The sequence below is a fragment of the Trichothermofontia sp. genome (assembly GCF_053493415.1).
Window position 1 is genome coordinate 1 of the sequence record NZ_JBRCAD010000237.1, and the last position, 16,567, is coordinate 16,567.

Genomic DNA, 16,567 nt, shown 5'->3' on the forward strand with positions numbered 1-16,567 from the left:
GATGCACGAGCGTAACGCTCACAACTTCCCCCTCGATTTGGCCAGTGCTGAGTTGGCTCCGGTGGCGCTGACGGCTCCTAGCATCAACAGCTAATCCAGGCTCATCAAGCTTTAACTCGATATGAGTTGCTCATAGTTTGAATCCCTGCTCCCCATCCGGGGAGCTTTTTTGTTGAGCGATGGGGGGGTAATCAAGGGAAATGTCGGTACGGGGGGGCGCGCGATCGTGGCTGCCGGGATGACGCTGGCCATAGTCAAAGGTCGTAGGATTCACGTACATTTAAGGGTAGAAACAACTAGAAACGATGCGCGATCGCCCGATCATTATTTACTGTGAACACGTAGGGATTAGGGTACCGGTATGTCAGGCAAGATTTTGTTAGTCGATGATGAACCAGGGCTGCGGGAGGCGGTGCAAGCATATTTGGAAGATAGTGGCTTTACCGTGCGGGTTGCCAGTGATGCTCACCAGGGTTGGGAAATCCTGTCTCAATATCTGCCAGACCTGGTGATCACTGACATCATGATGCCCCAGGTGAACGGTTACGAATTTCTTAAGCAAATGCGGGATGACCCACGCTTCAAAAACCTACCAGTGGTTTTCCTGACGGCGATGGGGATGACGAAGGATCGCATCCAGGGTTACCAGAGTGGCTGTGATGCCTACCTGTCTAAACCCTTTGACCCGGATGAATTGGTGGCGATCGTGGAAAATCTACTGGAACGGCGGACGGCCAGTATGGGCCTAGGGGCTGATGGCGAGGGTGAGCCGACGATTGCGGATATGGCCCGCCAAATTGCCGAAATTCGCGCCCTATTGACCCAACAAGGCGTGGTGGTTCAAGCCGCGAATACGGTTGATATTGACCTGACACCGCGCGAACAAAGTGTATTAAACCTGGTTGCTGAAGGCCTGATGAACAAGGAAATTGCTCGCCGTCTGGAAACCAGTGTCCGTAATGTTGAAAAATACGTCAGTCGCCTGTTTGGGAAAACGGGTACCAATAGCCGGACTGAGTTAGTTCGTTTCGCTCTAGAACATGGCCTAGCTAAGTAGGGGGAGCCGCTTGCGATCACACGAATTTGTGGCTGAACCAATAAGGCCACCACGGGGAGCTTCCAGTTTGATTATTTCGTCCTCATTCCCTCAACTGTCTCTGACATTTTCATAACCCAAGAAGTCCAAGCGGGTGGCTGCTCTGGGTTGGAAATTCAGTCGTAACGGGAGACGGCACTTCCATACTGGGTAAGGTACAAACAAGGGGCTTAAGCCCCTTGTTGACAAGGCTTGACCGTACTTCATTAGAGAGAGAACGACTGTAGGGGTGAAATTTCATCCTCATTTGATATTGCTATGCCATGCTCTGGGAACACCTTGTCCGTACAAGTAAGTGAGTCCCACCCTTAGCGATCGCCAATCCCGTTCTGTCCTATGCCGCACCTCCCCACCCGATGGACCCGATATCACCTCCTGGGCGCGGGCTTCAGTCTGCTCCTGCTGGGAACCCCAACTGGCGTGTTCGCCCATGCTGGACATGGGGACGAGTTTCACCAGAGTCAAGCCGCCCCACCAGCGGACGCGATCGCCGTAGACCCGGTGACCGCTGCTCGGATTGGGTTAACCGTAGAACCCGTGCGACGACAACCCTTGGCCTTTGGCCTGCACAACACCGGGCAGATTGATGCGGTACCAAATCGCCGGGTCGCCGTGACCAATCCAGTTGGGGGCAGGGTGATCAAACTCTGGGTTGAACCGGGGGATAGGGTCGTCGCGGGTCAACCCTTGGCAGTCATCACCAGCGGGGAACTGGCGGCCTTGCGGGTGGCGGCGTTGGAAAATTCGGCAGAACGTCGCGGGGAAGTCCAGGTGGCCCAAGCTAATCTGCGCCTTGCCCAACAGCACTATGCGCGTCAGCAGCAGATTGCCCAACGAACGATCGCCCACGCCGAGACCGAATTGCGGGTTGCCCAGGAACAGTACGATCGCGATCAGGAACTCATGACCCAGGGAGCACTCCCCCGGCGGGTCTTTTTAGAATCGGAGGCGCGTCTCGCCAGTGCCCAACAATCTGTGACCGAGGCCAAGAGTCAGTTAGCGGTGTTAGCCGCCAAAACAGAACTAGAACGTGCCCAAACTGAACTTCAGGTCGCGCGATCGCGGACAGCCCTCAGCACTGATACCTACCAAACCCGTCTCCGCCAACTGGGGGCAACGGCCAATGCCGATGGCACAATTACCATCACCGCCCCGATCGCAGGCCGGATTGCCGATCGCGCCGTCAGCTTGGGGGAAGCAGCGGAGGATGCTGGGGCTGTGCTGATGACGATCGTTGATGATCGCACCGTGCTGGCTACGGCCAACATTCATGAAAAAGATTTGGCACAGGTTGCCCCAGGGCAGCAGGTTCGCGTGACGGTTGCCAGCCTGCCCGATCGCATTTTTACCGGACAAATTAAGACCATTGGTGCCGTTATCGCTGGGGATAGCCGGGTTGTGCCGGTGCAAGCCGAGATCGACAATCCTGACGGCGCACTCAAGCCCGGTATGTTTGCCACGATCGAAGTGCTCACCGATCGCACCCCGACACCGGTTTTAGTGATTCCCAAAACTGCGATCGTCGAAGTCAATGGTCAGCCCCTGGTTTTTGTCCAGAATGGCAAAACCTTTCAAGCAGTGGAAGTGAGCCTGGGGCAAACGGCGGGGGATTTAGTCGAAGTCAAAAATGGTCTGTTTGAAGGGGATTTAGTCGTGACCCAACGGGCACATCAACTCTATGCCCAATCCCTGCGGGGCAACCGGGAATCAGACACCCATACCTCCCCGACAACGACCGCCGTTGAGACCGCTGGGGAAGCCGCCAGAACTTGGCCTTGGTGGGGGGTGATGGCCGGTAGTGGCGCATTAGCCATTGGCACTTTTGTGGCCGGCAGCCTCTGGTCCACCCGTCGGTATCGTCAACAGGTCGCAACGCAACATCAGTCACATCAGTCCTGGGACCCCCTGGGCACGCAGCCCCAGGGCCATTCGGGGGTGAGCGCAATGGGCTACGAACCGGCCCTCCTGGGCACCAATCCCCAACCAACCGATCCTCGGCACTCAGAGGTAAACGAATAAATTGCGGGGCCTGGTTGGCCGAATTATTGGGGGATCTCCCCAGATCCTTAGTTAGTGTTACCGCCCTTGCGGCGATTGGGATTTAGGGCTTAACTTGCCATGCTGAATGCAATTTTAAAATGGTCGATCGTTCAACGTTGGTTAGTCGTTATTGGAGCCATCCTGGTCACCATTTTAGGGGTTTACAACCTCACCCAAATGCCCCTAGATGTGTTTCCAAGTTTTGCACCTCCCCAGGTAGAAATTCAAACTGAAGCACCTGGTTTAGCCCCGGAAGAAGTGGAAGCCCTCATTACCTTGCCGATCGAAAGTGCCGTGAATGGGACACCAGGGGTTGAAACTGTGCGATCGTCTTCGGCGGTTAGTATTTCCGTAGTGCGGGTGATTTTCCATTGGGGTACGGATGTCTATCGTGCCAGACAATTGGTAGCGGAACGGCTACAGCCTATTCAGGAAAAGTTACCAGAGGGCGTCGGTACACCCCAAATTTCCCCCGTATCTTCTCCCATTGGTACGGTTGTCATGTACGCCTTTACTGCTGAAAAAACACCCCTGATGGAGGTGCGGCGGTTGGTCGATCGCGGTGTCACCAATCGCTTACTGGCAATTCCTGGTGTTTCCCAAGTGATGGTCTATGGAGGCGATGTTCGGCAATATCAAGTCCTGGTTGATCCCAATAAACTCGCTGCTTTTAATCTCTCCTTACAAGCCGTTACGGAAGCAGCAGCGGCAGCGAATGTCAATGCCGCCGGGGGCTTCCTGACAACACCGGATCAAGAACTGATCATCCGTGGCGTTGGCCGTTTGACCTCGATCGACCAACTAGGGGAATCGGTCGTCACCGCCCGCGATGGCCGGCCCATTCGCCTGCGGGATGTTGCCCAAGTACAAATAGGGGCTGCCCTCAAACGCGGTGATGGCAGTTTTAATGGTCAACCGGCGGTGATTGTCGTGGTCAATAAGCAACCGATGAATGATACGCCAACGGTAACCCGTGCGATCGAGCGGGCAATGGCGGAACTTAAAGCAGCGCTACCAGCCGATGTGACCGTTACCGAAACCTTTCGCCAGGAAAACTTCATTGAAGCGGCGGTTACCAACGTGTTGAGTGCATTGCGCGATGGCATTATTATCGTTTCAATTATTTTGCTTCTGTTCCTGATGAATTGGCGCACGGCGGTCATTACCCTTAGTGCGATTCCCCTCTCGATTTTGATTGGAATGCTCATCTTAAATGCCTTTGGTCAGGGCATCAATGCCATGACCCTGGGGGGCTTAGCTGTCGCGATCGGGTCCGTGGTCGATGATTCGATTGTGGATATGGAAAATGCCTATCGGGGCCTGCGCAAAAATCAGGTTGCTGCCAAGCCAGAACATCCCTTCAAAGTGGTCTACGATACCTCGGTTGAGGTCCGGGTTAGCGTCATTTTCTCAACGGTGATTATTGCCGTAATCTTTGCCCCGATTTTTAGCCTCACAGGTGTCGAAGGTCGAATTTTTGCACCAATGGGGATTGCCTATTTAGTGTCGATCGGTGCTTCAACCTTGGTGGCCATGACCCTTTCACCAGCGCTGTGTGCCATCCTGCTTGCGAACCAGCCCCTGCCCAGTGAGGAAACCTGGATCACCGCCTGGGCGCAGCGGCTCTACCGTCCGCTCCTGACCTTAGCCATGCGGCGAGCCAGAATTATTTTGATGTTAGCGGGTGCATCGTTGGTCGCTGCTCTATTAGTCTTTTCAAGTTTGGGACGGGTGTTTTTGCCAGAGTTTCAAGAGCCATCCCTAGTAAACGCCATGCTGCTCTATCCAGGGAGTTCCCTAGCGGCAACCCATCAAACCGGACTAGCGATGCAAGCAGCCCTTAAGGATGATCCCCGGTTTACGACGGTGCAACTTCGCGCTGGTCGTGCCCCCGGTGATGCGGATGCGGGGGGGGTGAATTTAGGCCATTTGGATGTGGAATTGAGTCCGGAGGGCTTACGCGATCGCGAGGCATCCCTGGCGAAAATTCGAGAAGAGTTTGCTCGTATTCCAGGGGTAGCGGCGAGTGTGGGCGGTTTTATTACCCATCGCATGGATGAGGTGCTATCGGGGGTGAGAAGCGCGATCGCGATTAAAATTTTCGGGCCGGATCTCGATCAACTCCGTAGCATCGGGAGCGAAATCGAAACCGCCATTCGGGACATTGACGGTTTAGTCGATCTGCAACTTGAACCCCAAGTTCCCATTCGGCAAGTACAAATCCATTTCGATCGCACAGAAGCGGCCCGGTATGGCTTAACCGTCGGACAACTGTCAACACTGATTGAAACTGCGCTGAATGGCCGGGTGGTTTCCGAGGTATTGGAGCAACAACAGTTATTTGACCTCCTGGTATGGTTAGATGCGGCCTCACGCAACAACCTAGACACGATTCGCAACCTCTTAATTGACACCCCGACGGGTCAAAAAATTCCCCTCGCTCAAGTTGCGCAGATTGATTACGGCACGGGACCCAATACGATTAACCGTGAAAATGTCTCCCGCTTGATTGTGGTCTCGGCCAACGTGGCTGGACGCGATTTAGGGTCCGTCGTGGAGGAGATTCAGGCAACGGTTCAGAAAACGGTCCAATTACCAGCGGGTTATTTTATTCAGTACGGTGGACAATTTGAGTCCGAACAACGGGCTAGCCAGAATTTACTGATCTTTAGTGGGTTAGCGATCGCGATCATTGCTATTTTGATGTACTTTGCCGTTAAATCGATTGCCGGAATGCTAATGATTATGATCAATCTGCCCCTGGCGCTGGTTGGGGGGATTTTCTCGATCGCCCTGGGGGGTGGCATTGTTTCCGTCGCCTCCCTGGTGGGTTTTATCACCTTATTTGGGGTTGCTACCCGCAATGGCCTATTACTCGTAGACAATTACAATACCAAACTGGCCCAGGGAATGCCCCTGAAACAGGTGATTGCCGAAGGTTCAATGGAACGCCTCGTGGCGATCTTAATGACCGCCTTTACCTCAGCCTTGGGAATGCTTCCCTTGGTGATTGGGACCGGCGCAGGCAAAGAAATTCTGCAACCCTTGGCGATCGTGGTACTGGGTGGGCTATTTACTTCGACGGCTTTAACCTTGCTGGTCCTACCGGCACTCTATTCGTTGTTTGGCAAATCTCTAATGCCGAAACCTGCCACAAACCTGATGTCAACCAATGGTTTTCAGGATACGCATCCTGTACCAACACCGATTCAACCTTGGGGAGGAAAGTCATGAGAGCGCATCGTAAAATACCCATCTTCGCTCCCAATCAACACAATTTTGTCAGTTGCAGCAGTGCAACTGCCCCGATCCCACAGGGAGCATCCCAGATTTGCAAATTTGCCCTCATCCCCCAACCCCTGCTCCCAAAATGGGCGAAGGGGAGCGAGATTCAAAGTCCCTCTCCCCCTCTGGGAGAGGGATTTAGGGTGAGGGTTACGAAAGTGGAATGCACCCGATCCCACATTATGATTCCACATCATTAATCAAGGTACCGATGATGAACTTGCATTCAGTATTGCCAAGCTTATCGCCAAGCTTATTGCCAACCTTTTTAATCAGTCTAGGGTTATTCCTAGGGGGCTGTACCCGTGATAGCGAGCCAACGACGCTTTCAGCCAGTCCCGTACCTGAGGCCGCAACCACCCCAACGCCGATCGCTGCATCCCCCGTGGCAGCGCCACCCACAGGTTCCCCAGCAGCGGCAGACCACTCAACCTCCCAGTATAGCGGTCAAGTTGTGGAAACGGGTGCCTATCACTTAGAACTGGTGGCCATCCCCGAAGCCAGTGGCACCCATATCGATCTCTTTCTACAAACAGGCGATACCCATGCCCCCGTAGCCGGGGCAACCGTGACGGGCCAAATCCAGTTACCGGATGGGTCGGAGAGAAGGATTGATTTTGAATATGATGCGCCTGGTGAACACTATAAAGCCATGCTGCCAGAGACGATGGCCGGGGAATATAAAGTGGTCATTTTGACCGATATTCAAGGGGAAAAGGTGAATGCACGCTTTAATTTTATTAAATAGCTTGCCCTAGCGAGATAGCGATTCTAGGAATTCGCAAGTGACCATGAAGATTCTGCTGGTAGAAGATGAACTGGATCTAGGCAAAGCCCTAGAGCGATCGCTCAAACGCGAAAAATATGTGGTTGACTGGGTAACCGATGGCACAACGGCTTGGCAATATCTGGAGAATCCGTCCGGACAATACACGGTGGCTATTTTTGATTGGCTCCTCCCCGGATTATCCGGAATTGAACTCTGCCAACGCCTGCGTGCCCAGCAGCATCCTTTGCCTGTGTTGCTCTTGACCGCCCGCGATCGCCTCGAAGATCGGGTAATCGGACTAGATGCCGGTGCTGATGATTACTTAATTAAACCCTTTGGCATGGCCGAATTACTGGCACGGCTACGCGCCCTACAACGGCGATCGCCCCATATCCAGCCTCCCCAGCTACAGGTTGGCCAATTACGCCTTGACTATGGCACGTCAACGGTGGCAATTACCCCACCCAGCGGCCCTCACTGGATCATTCCCCTCACCGCCAAGGAGTTTCAATTACTCGAATATTTTATGCAACATCCTAATCAAATTCTGTCCCGCGATCAGATTATCAGTCGCATTTGGCAACTAGAAGCAGATTTCAGTAGTAATGTGGTTGCGGCCCAAATTCGCCTGTTGCGACGCAAGCTAGCAGATTATGGCTATGAGCATCTGATCGAGACCGTATATGGCTTAGGCTATAAACTCAGTAGTCATGAAATATAATCCGATTTTTCAGACGACGCGCCTACGCTTGGCGGGCCTTTATGCGGGAACAATGGGCGTGATTCTCACGGTCTTCGCCGTTGGTTTTTATGAAGTTATCCTCCACAATCATTTATCGGAATTTCATCATCGAATTGAATCAGTAGCCGGTACTTTTCACGATAGTTTGGAGGCTGTGTTGCAACAGCCAGGGCAGTTAGAGCCGATTGTACTGAAACTGATTCCCAATTTATGTGTGGGTAGCAGCGACTGTCGTGATCAATCGCAGGCTTTACATTATTTGGGCATCTTTCAGGAGGAGGGCTATTACATTCGCTTCCTTAGTCTCTCAGGACAATTGTTGGCGAGTGCAGGGCGGGTACCTACGGACTTGCCCATCCAGATTACTGAAGAACATTGGCAAACCCTAGCCGCAGACAGTGGCACCCGTTACCGACAATTTTCTCTCCGGTTGAAAACGAGAAATCATGTCCCCTGGGGCTATATGCAGGTGGGGCGATCGCTCTCGGATGTGGATGACCACATGGTGGGGGTGAAGTGGAGTTTGGCGATCGGTTTACCCACGGCTTGGCTATTGGTGCTCGGAGCCAGTTGGTGGTTAGCGGGACAAGCCATGCAACCTGTCTATCGCGCCTACCGCCAGATCCAACAGTTCACTGCCGATGCGGCCCATGAACTGCGTACCCCCCTTGCGGCAATTCGCGCCAATTTGGAGGCCACCCTGAATCCAGAGGCCACGGCAGCGGACGCCTGGGAAACCCTCCGGACGGTGGAACGCCAAAGTACACGGCTTGCTCAATTGGTTAATGACTTACTGTTACTTTCCCGGATGGATTTACAGGGACAACCTCCCCGTTTACAACCCTGTAATCTCAATGATTTGGTGAGTGATTTAGTTGAAGAGTTTACGGCCCTCGCGATCGCGGCGAATCTTTCACTCACGGCCAATATTCAGACTGATCGCGCTGTGATTATATGGGGTAGTGAAGCGCAATTATATCGCTTGGTAGCGAATCTGATTACCAATGCGATTCAGTATACCCCCGCCGGTGGTCAGATAACGATTCACCTCAAACAAGAGATGCCCTATGCCCTAATTCAGGTCCAAGACACTGGCATTGGTATTCCCCTGAACGAACAAACACGAGTCTTTGATCGCTTTTATCGTGTCCACTGCGATCGCTCGCGCGATACGGGCGGGGCAGGACTGGGGTTAGCGATCGCCCAAGCGATCGTCCAGGCTCACCACGGTAGCATTCTCATTGACAGTCAACCGGGCAAAGGGAGTATTTTTACCATTAAACTTCCCACTAAAGCTAGCCTGAAAGCCTGTATGAATACCAGTGAATTTCCTAATTAATGAATGCTTCAAATTTCTCATCCATTGGATTAGGATCAATATCCAAATAATTATCAATACTCTTTAGCAAAATTCTATTATCTTCATCATCATGAAAGAGACTGTGATTCGATCTCATCAAACGTCAAGTTATAGCGATCGTAGAGACTCGCCATTCCTTCCATAAATGACAGCACTTCCTTACATTGATTCCTGGCGAAAACTGGATCGTTAATGCCTCAAACGCCGTAAAATTTTTAATCTCCAGACTGTCAATCATATCTGCATTCGCCTACCATTCTGAATCTCCTCTGGCCAAGGGATCATCAACAGCGAAGCACTTATAACGCACAGCGGAAACCCACAAATAGTTCACGCCTGTGGGGATGATACCAATTCCGGAACGGGTTGCGTAGCACCCACGGATAGGTCGCCCAACTGCCACCCCGTATGACCCGATGGGCCTGATCAAAGTAGGGTTGGGAATAGCCCACATAGGGATAGGGCTGGAAATGGGGATAGGGTGCAAACCAGGTCGCCGTCCATTCCCACACATTCCCCAGCAGGTCATAACACCCGTAGGCACTTTGTCCAGCGGGATATTGATGAACGGGTGTGGTGCCTCCTACCTGATGTCCGTAGTTACAATGGCTGGCGGTGGGGCTGGCCTCCCCCCAGGGATAGGAGCGGGCACGATCGGCGATCGGGTCCCAACTGGCCGCCTTCTCCCATTCTGCCTCCGTGGGCAACCGCTTTCCTACAAAACGGGCATAGGCATCTGCCTCATACCCACTCACCCCACACACGGGATGATCTAACCAATCGGCTGCCGCTGAACGATACAATGGCTCGCGCACGCCTGTCTGTTGCAGCCACTGCCAACCCGCCTCAGACCACCAACGGCGATCGTCATAGCCGCCCGCATCCATAAACTGTTGGTATTCCCCCCACGTGACGGGATAGCGATCGATCCAATAGGTGGGTAAGGTGACGGTATGACACGCCTGCTCATTATCGAGGGCCATGACCCCCTGATTCCCCATACGGAAAGGACCAGCAGGGATCTCAACCATCTCACTGCTGCGATCGGGCAATGGTCTGGGCAAACTCGTGGGAGCAGCGGCTAGGGGGGCTGGGAGGCGCAGCAGTTGGTGAACATAGGTCAGGGTTTCAACGTGCTGGCTTTCGTGTTGGAGCAGAAACCGCCACAGCCTTTCCTGTTGAGCAATGGGGGCCGTTTGGCCATAGTCCCAAACCTGGTTTCGCACCTGGGTCAAATAGGCAAAGAGGGTCGCCCGATCGGGCAAATGCACCCGTTCCGACTTGGGGAGACCATCCGCCGCGAACAGGGTGTCGTATTCCGGGTGCAGGGGCGGCTGCCCCGCACATCGCTGGAGAATCCACAGCGCCTCCGTATAGGCAATATGACCGATATGCCAACCGATCGGGCTGAAGTCGGGATGGGCTTGGCAATTCAGCTTCGCGGGCGCGATCGTCGCCAGAACCGCTAAGGTCATTTGCCGACAAGCCTGCCACTCCGTCCACACCACTAGGAACCGATCAGGATTGGCCGCTGGTATGGGGAAAGGCGTAGACGCGGCAAGAGATGCCCGCGCAACCTGGCCGTCAGAGGGGAATAAGGTGGACATGCTGATCGGCTCCCGCAGTTAAAAGGCTATTCTCGGCAAACGGTACCCAATCTCCCATAAACAGCGGCTCCGAGGCAACCACGATCGCCCCAGGAAAGCGGGCAGAGGACGGCTGGGCATCGGGCCGTAACCAATAGAGCGACGGGGCTGGGGGACGATTGCTAAACCGAGTCGCCACCAGGGTTTGACCATCACTTAAAATCACATTGGCGTGAAAAGCCACCTGGTAGTGGGTGGCCAGTTCCGCTACCTGGGTCAAGGCGTGGTGCAGAGCCGCCGTTAGACTGATCCCTGGTTGGCTCAGCCATTCATGCAGGAACGAGCCAAACAGGTGTTCCGAGTCGGTACTGCCCTGGATGGCCTGGTAAGCCGTATCACACAGCCGATCGCGCAGGGGCCGGTACAACCGGGTCCGAAAATTCTCGATAAACCCATTGTGGGAAAACAAAAACTGTTGGTGCTGGAAGGGGTGACAGTTGCTCAAATCGACCGCTTGCCCTGGCGTAGCACTGCGCACATTCGCCACCACACAACCCGACTCAATATAGCGGCTTAGGGCGGGCAGATTGACATCATTCCAGATTGGCAGGGTGTTCCGGTAGGTGTAGGGTTCCGTCTGACGCTGGGGATGGTACCACCCAATCCCAAACCCGTCCGCATTCAACAGGGCCACCTTCAGTTCCAAAGGCTGATAGCTTTGCACCACCAACGAATGCTCTGGTTGATACAGCAACGCATCCAAACTGACCGGGGGACCCAAATACCCTAACAGGCGACACATAAACTAAACCCAACAACGCCATCGCCATCATCGCCCATGCGCATCATCGGGAAACCGTGTCCGAGCTGGATGCCGTCCCCAATTCCGATAGTCTTCCCGATTCAGATACCGCGCTCGGTCCTACGATCGGCCCGGTACCACAAGGTCCTTACGGCAGTACGGATCGTAGAAATACGGGAATACCCTCTGTTAATACGGAGCCACGACGGATAGGCATCATCCGGGAAGCGGGTCATGCAAAACCAAGGGGCTTAAGCCCTTTGTTCACAAGGCTTAACCGTACTTCGGCAAGGGAACGGTTGTATCCTGGCCCTTTTGCTTTCCTGTTTTTTCGCCTATTGCCCTACGCTCAGGCGGGTTTTGAGTATTGGTTCATATACCGGGCAAGTTGTTTGGTCTTGAGACCCACTTCGATCGCGTTTAACACCCGGATCATCCCCGTCGTGTTAATCATTTCCGGCGTGATACTAGCCCGTTGGGCAGCCTGCATAGCCTTTTCCGTCAGGGCATGGCTGGCATACCCGGTCACCACCAACACCAGATCCGCAGAGGCAATATGGTTTTCTAGCTGTTCAGCCATTTGCAGGCCATCTTGGGCCGTGCACCAGAGAAGGTCTACGTTGGAGGACCGTAGGCGATTGCGTACGGCAGTAGCGAGGCGATCGTGCCCCCCAAAAATCACCACCTTGCCTTCCAGGACATCGTAGGGATTGGGGGGGTTTTCCGACGGTCGGTGGCGAACACGCGGCTGGACATTGGGTGGACGCTCCACCCGGGAGCGATTTTCCAAGGCTTTGTTGTAGATAAAATTCAGGGTTTGCTCATGGCTGCCCCGGAGTTTGGCCACGGGTCCTTCTTCACTGTGGGAGTTGATTTGATCCATGAGGGCCTCAACCACTTCCTCTAGCGCCCCGATCGCTTTCAAATCCTGGACGTATCCCTTAACGGCAATCGCCGCATCCGTAGCGCTATAAAAGTCGGTCTGCTCGGCAATCATTTCCAGCAAATCCTCGCGCAAACTCTTCTGCCAGCGGCTAACTTGCTCTACTTCGCGTCCTTCCAGCAAGCGTTCTTCGCTCAGGAGCAGTTGGCGATCGGCAACTTCCGCTGCCAGGATCGGCGCTTCTTCTAACTGTCGCCGGAGATCCGCCGCTTGGGACTCTAGCTTTTGGCGCATTGGTGTATCGGGGCAGCCTTCCTCCTGGTAGCGAGCCAACATCGTCTCAATTTTTGACAGGAGTGGGTTAAGTCGCTGTTGAATTTCTTCCGTTGCTTTTTGGACATAGGCATCCCGCTGTTGTTGCAGACGCTGTTCTTGCAGTTCCGCTTCGGCAGCAGAGAGCAGATCCTGGACCGAGCTTTCTAAATTATCCAATTCTGTAATATCCATAAAACGTCATACTCGAATTTTGGACGGGAGAGTCAGTATCCGTAGTGTACCCTTAGCTTTATAGTCTGACAGGTCAGTATCCCTAGCCAAACTTCTCAGTATCCGGGTAAATACGGATATTTGCTTGAAAAGGGACAGGGGAACCCTAACGCATGGAGGATCGTATCTATTACCCTGCCTCGCACCAGCCTCGGTGGCTGAGTTGCGGTTGAGTTTTAGTATATAGCGATCGCTTCAACGGGGTAAGTCGCAAGGGGAGGGGAAACACCTATGCGGGGAATTCCCCCCCACGGACCTAGCTTGGCTAGTAAGCATATAGATAAAGACCGATCACCCTATCTTTAGGGTAGCGCTTGATGCTGACGCATGGCGACCCAAACTATCCTACGCCAGTCTACAGCAGGGCCAGGAAAGCAAGGGTTCTGGGGAAGACCTCATTAAACTTAGATCAGGCGGATCTTGAGTCATTCGCGATCGCCTGTCTGACCCTTTAGCTTCACTGGAATTTTTTTATGCTGTACCGACGCTTTGGCCGCACTGGGTTACCCATGCCGATCTTGTCCTGTGGGGGGATGCGTTATCAGTTTAAGTGGCAAGATATCCCAAAATCGCAAATCCCGATCGCCAATCAATTGAATTTAGAAGCCACCATTACCCGAGCGCTGGCCCTGGGGATTAACCATATTGAAACCGCACGGGGCTATGGCACTTCTGAACTACAACTCGGCCAAATTCTGCCCACTTTCCCACGGGAGAAGTTAATTGTCCAGACGAAGGTTTCGCCCAAACCCACGGCCCAGGAATTTCGCCAGACCGTTGAACAGTCACTCGCCAATTTAAACCTGGACTATGTTGATCTCCTTGGCTTTCATGGGATCAATACCCCGGAAATCCTCAATGACGTGCTTCGACCGGGCGGCTGTCTGGCTGTAGGAAGACAACTACAGAAGGAAGGTCGTGTACGGTTTTTAGGCTTTTCTACCCACGGCCCCACGGATTTAATTGTGCGGACGATCGCCACGGGGGAGTTTGACTATGTTAATTTGCACTGGTACTACATTTATCAAAATAACTGGCCCGCGATCGTGGCCGCCCAAGCCCAGGATATGGGGGTGTTTATTATTAGCCCTGCGGATAAGGGGGGTAAGCTTTATGACCCACCTCAACGTCTACAGGATCTGTGTGCCCCCCTGACACCCATGCAGTTTAATGACTTATTCTGCCTGAACCATCCCCAGGTTCATACCTTAAGTATTGGCGCAGCTCGCCCTGAGGATTTTGATGAACATTTACAGGTTCTTCCCTGGTTAGATCGGGCTGATGAATACTTACAACCCATTTTGCACCGCTTAGAAACTGCCGCGATCGAACGCTTAGGCGAAGGGTGGTATCGCACCTGGCATATCGGTTTACCCAGCCATGAAAAGACCCCTGGAGGTATTAATATCCCCACTATTCTTTGGCTACGCAATTTAGCGATCGCCTACGATATGCAAGCCTATGGCCAAATGCGCTATAACCTCCTCGGTAATGGTGGCCATTGGTTCCCTGGTAACCGAGCCGAGCGAGTGCAGGAATTCGACTTGCGATCGTGCCTCATTCATAGCCCCCATGCGGACAAAATTCCAGCCCTATTAGCCGATGCCCATGCTCGGTTAGGGGGGGCGGCTGTCCAGCGCCTATCCCAGTCCTGAGCCAGCCCACCCAACCCCCACGGCCTAGCGGTCTGTCCATCCCAACCGCTGGCAGAATACGGCCTAAGTCATGAAAGCATAATAAATCCCCCGTGCCGCCTCCCTAGACAGGGGCAAAAGTCAAGATTATTTGACTAAATCTCCGTATGACAGCGACGAGCAATTTGCCAGCTCAGTATAATTACGGGGAGTAGTCCCACCAGGATAATGGCCAGGGCCGGGGCCGCTGCCTCGGCAAGGCGCTCATCGGAGGCCAGGTTATAGACGCGGACGGCCAGGGTGTCGAAGTTGAAGGGGCGAATAATGAGGGTGGCGGGCAGTTCCTTCATGACATCGACAAAGACCAGTAAGGCCGCCGTCAGCAGCCCCCCGCGCAGGAGGGGCAAATGGACCTGGAGCAAGGTTCGGAGCGGCGGGTAGCCCAGGGAGCGGGCGGCATCGTCCAGGTTGGGTTTAATTTTGGTCAGGCTCGCCTCGATCGTGTGCAGGGAAACGGCCAAAAAGCGCACCAAATAGGCAAAGACCAGCGCCGCGATCGTCCCGCTCAGGAGTAATCCGGTGGAAAGCCCCAGCAGCGATTGCAGCCCTGCCGCGATCGCATTATCCAACCGTCCCAGGGGGACCAAAATGCCCACGGCAATCACGGAACCCGGAACAGCATAGCCCATCGCCGCCACGGATACGGCCAACTGCATCAAGGCACCCCCCACCAACCGTCGCCCATAGGCCAGAATCAGGGCTAGGATCACCGCTAAGCAGGCTGTTATGATCGCCAGGATCAGGCTATTACGGGCAAAGGCCCAAAAGCGGCTACGCCCCAATGCCCCCAAATCCCCTAGCGCCATCTGGAACAAGACCGCCGCTGGCAGCAGGAACCCCAACAGCACCGGTAACCCACAGAAACCGATCGCCGCCACGGCCCGCCAGCCCTGCAAGTGATAGGGGGGGACCGTCGGGGCCAGCCCCCCCTTCTGGTAAAACCGGCCTCGCCGTCGGGATTGCTGTTCCCAGACGATCAGGCCCAGGATAAATAACATGAGAAACGCCGCCAATTGGGTTGCCGCCACCCGTTCCCCCAGGCCAAACCAGGTCCGGTAGATCCCCGTGGTAAAAGTATCCACGCCAAAATATTGCACCGTACCAAAGTCATTCAGGGTTTCCATGAGGGCGAGGGCGGTACCAGCGGCGATCGCGGGACGGGCCAAGGGTAAGGCCACTTGCCAAAAGCTTTGCCACGGCCCACAGCCCAGGGTACGACTGGCTTCAATCGTCGTGAGGGATTGTTCTAAGAACGCCACCCGTGCCGGTAGATAAACATAGGGATACAGCACCAGGGTCAGCAGCGCGATCGCCCCCCCTAGGGAGCGGATATTGGGAAACCAGTAGTCACCATAGCTCCAGCCAGTCCAGTGGCGCAGGGTCGTTTGCACCGGTCCCGCAAAATCGAGCAAATCCGTATAGGTATAGGCCAACAAATAGGCCGGGGCCGCCAGGGGTAACACCAGCAACCACTCCAGCCAGTGCGATGCCGGAAATCAATAAAAGTCCGAAAAACCACTGACCTCCGGTCAGATGTTCCCCAAAAACCACACGCGACAGTAACAGGACGCAAAACGGCGTTAAGAGATTAATCATCGACGGGATGGTCGCCCCGATGCGGTGGATGGCGGCATAAAACAGGACGTGGGCTATCGCAATCGCTGTGACAGCCGAAATGACCAAAATCACGATATTTTTCGGCGACAACCCTATCAAAGCCGTCGGCTGGCCGAGTAAAAACGCCAAGCCGGTTAGCCCCATAAC

General features: G+C 54.1%; 12 protein-coding genes. 7 read left to right on the top strand and 5 right to left on the bottom strand.

Annotated features, from left to right (window positions below):
* The first annotated feature begins 361 nt into the window (after positions 1-361).
* The 6 genes from ACWIUF_RS20705 to rppB all read left to right on the top strand — a co-directional run bounded on the left by ACWIUF_RS20705 (position 362) and on the right by rppB (position 9,271).
* Entirely contained in the window at positions 362-1,057 is a 696-nt protein-coding gene (locus tag ACWIUF_RS20705) for a response regulator transcription factor (protein WP_448574439.1), read from the top strand.
* A gap of 375 nt (positions 1,058-1,432) precedes the next feature.
* Positions 1,433-3,115, top strand: a complete 1,683-nt coding sequence (locus tag ACWIUF_RS20710) for an efflux RND transporter periplasmic adaptor subunit (RefSeq protein ID WP_448574440.1) — start codon at positions 1,433-1,435, stop codon at positions 3,113-3,115.
* Positions 3,116-3,214: 99 nt separating this feature from the next.
* Positions 3,215-6,370 (top strand): efflux RND transporter permease subunit, encoded by a 3,156-nt coding sequence (locus ACWIUF_RS20715; protein WP_448574441.1) that lies wholly within the window; start codon positions 3,215-3,217, stop codon positions 6,368-6,370.
* A 307-nt stretch (positions 6,371-6,677) separates the two neighbouring features.
* Complete coding sequence (locus ACWIUF_RS20720; protein ID WP_448574442.1) at positions 6,678-7,169, top strand: hypothetical protein; 492 nt, start codon at positions 6,678-6,680, stop codon at positions 7,167-7,169.
* Between the two features lie 43 nt (positions 7,170-7,212).
* Positions 7,213-7,911 (top strand): two-component system response regulator RppA, encoded by a 699-nt coding sequence (rppA, locus tag ACWIUF_RS20725; RefSeq protein WP_448574443.1) that lies wholly within the window; start codon positions 7,213-7,215, stop codon positions 7,909-7,911.
* A complete protein-coding gene (rppB, locus tag ACWIUF_RS20730) occupies positions 7,901-9,271 on the top strand; it encodes a two-component system sensor histidine kinase RppB (protein WP_448574444.1) in 1,371 nt (456 codons plus the stop codon). The genes rppA and rppB overlap by 11 nt, the downstream gene beginning before the upstream one ends.
* A 320-nt stretch (positions 9,272-9,591) precedes the next feature.
* Here rppB and ACWIUF_RS20735 read toward each other — a convergent pair whose 3' ends face one another.
* The 3 genes from ACWIUF_RS20735 to ACWIUF_RS20745 all read right to left on the bottom strand — a co-directional run bounded on the left by ACWIUF_RS20735 (position 9,592) and on the right by ACWIUF_RS20745 (position 13,070).
* Entirely contained in the window at positions 9,592-10,899 is a 1,308-nt protein-coding gene (locus ACWIUF_RS20735; RefSeq protein WP_448574445.1) for an SUMF1/EgtB/PvdO family nonheme iron enzyme, read from the bottom strand.
* Positions 10,877-11,680 (bottom strand): ergothioneine biosynthesis protein EgtC, encoded by an 804-nt coding sequence (egtC, locus tag ACWIUF_RS20740; protein WP_448574446.1) that lies wholly within the window; start codon positions 11,678-11,680, stop codon positions 10,877-10,879. The genes ACWIUF_RS20735 and egtC overlap by 23 nt, the downstream gene beginning before the upstream one ends.
* A gap of 349 nt (positions 11,681-12,029) precedes the next feature.
* Positions 12,030-13,070 carry a DUF2325 domain-containing protein gene (locus tag ACWIUF_RS20745; RefSeq protein WP_448574447.1) on the bottom strand — a complete coding sequence of 347 codons (1,041 nt, stop codon included), beginning with the start codon at positions 13,068-13,070 and terminating at the stop codon, positions 12,030-12,032.
* 512 nt (positions 13,071-13,582) lie between these two features.
* Between ACWIUF_RS20745 and ACWIUF_RS20750 the strand changes: the two genes are divergently transcribed.
* Positions 13,583-14,764 (top strand): aldo/keto reductase, encoded by a 1,182-nt coding sequence (locus ACWIUF_RS20750; protein WP_448574448.1) that lies wholly within the window; start codon positions 13,583-13,585, stop codon positions 14,762-14,764.
* A 134-nt stretch (positions 14,765-14,898) separates the two neighbouring features.
* Here ACWIUF_RS20750 and ACWIUF_RS20755 read toward each other — a convergent pair whose 3' ends face one another.
* Together ACWIUF_RS20755 and ACWIUF_RS20760 are read right to left on the bottom strand one after the other, a co-directional pair.
* Positions 14,899-16,266 (bottom strand): ABC transporter permease, encoded by a 1,368-nt coding sequence (locus tag ACWIUF_RS20755; RefSeq protein ID WP_448574450.1) that lies wholly within the window; start codon positions 16,264-16,266, stop codon positions 14,899-14,901.
* The coding region (locus ACWIUF_RS20760) for a DMT family transporter (protein ID WP_448574451.1) at positions 16,151-16,567 on the bottom strand (417 nt) is incomplete at its 5' end. The genes ACWIUF_RS20755 and ACWIUF_RS20760, both read right to left, overlap by 116 nt.

Excerpts from the sequence above, each read along its gene's own strand:
- rppB (WP_448574444.1), top strand. The coding sequence starts at position 7,901 with ATGAAATATAATCCGATTTTTCAGACGACGCGCCTACGCTTGGCGGGC.
- rppA (WP_448574443.1), top strand. The coding sequence starts at position 7,213 with ATGAAGATTCTGCTGGTAGAAGATGAACTGGATCTAGGCAAAGCCCTA.
- ACWIUF_RS20735 (WP_448574445.1), bottom strand. The coding sequence starts at position 10,899 with ATGTCCACCTTATTCCCCTCTGACGGCCAGGTTGCGCGGGCATCTCTT.
- ACWIUF_RS20715 (WP_448574441.1), top strand. The coding sequence starts at position 3,215 with ATGCTGAATGCAATTTTAAAATGGTCGATCGTTCAACGTTGGTTAGTC.
- ACWIUF_RS20745 (WP_448574447.1), bottom strand. The coding sequence starts at position 13,070 with ATGGATATTACAGAATTGGATAATTTAGAAAGCTCGGTCCAGGATCTG.
- ACWIUF_RS20705 (WP_448574439.1), top strand. The coding sequence starts at position 362 with ATGTCAGGCAAGATTTTGTTAGTCGATGATGAACCAGGGCTGCGGGAG.
- ACWIUF_RS20750 (WP_448574448.1), top strand. The coding sequence starts at position 13,583 with ATGCTGTACCGACGCTTTGGCCGCACTGGGTTACCCATGCCGATCTTG.
- egtC (WP_448574446.1), bottom strand. The coding sequence starts at position 11,680 with ATGTGTCGCCTGTTAGGGTATTTGGGTCCCCCGGTCAGTTTGGATGCG.
- ACWIUF_RS20710 (WP_448574440.1), top strand. The coding sequence starts at position 1,433 with ATGCCGCACCTCCCCACCCGATGGACCCGATATCACCTCCTGGGCGCG.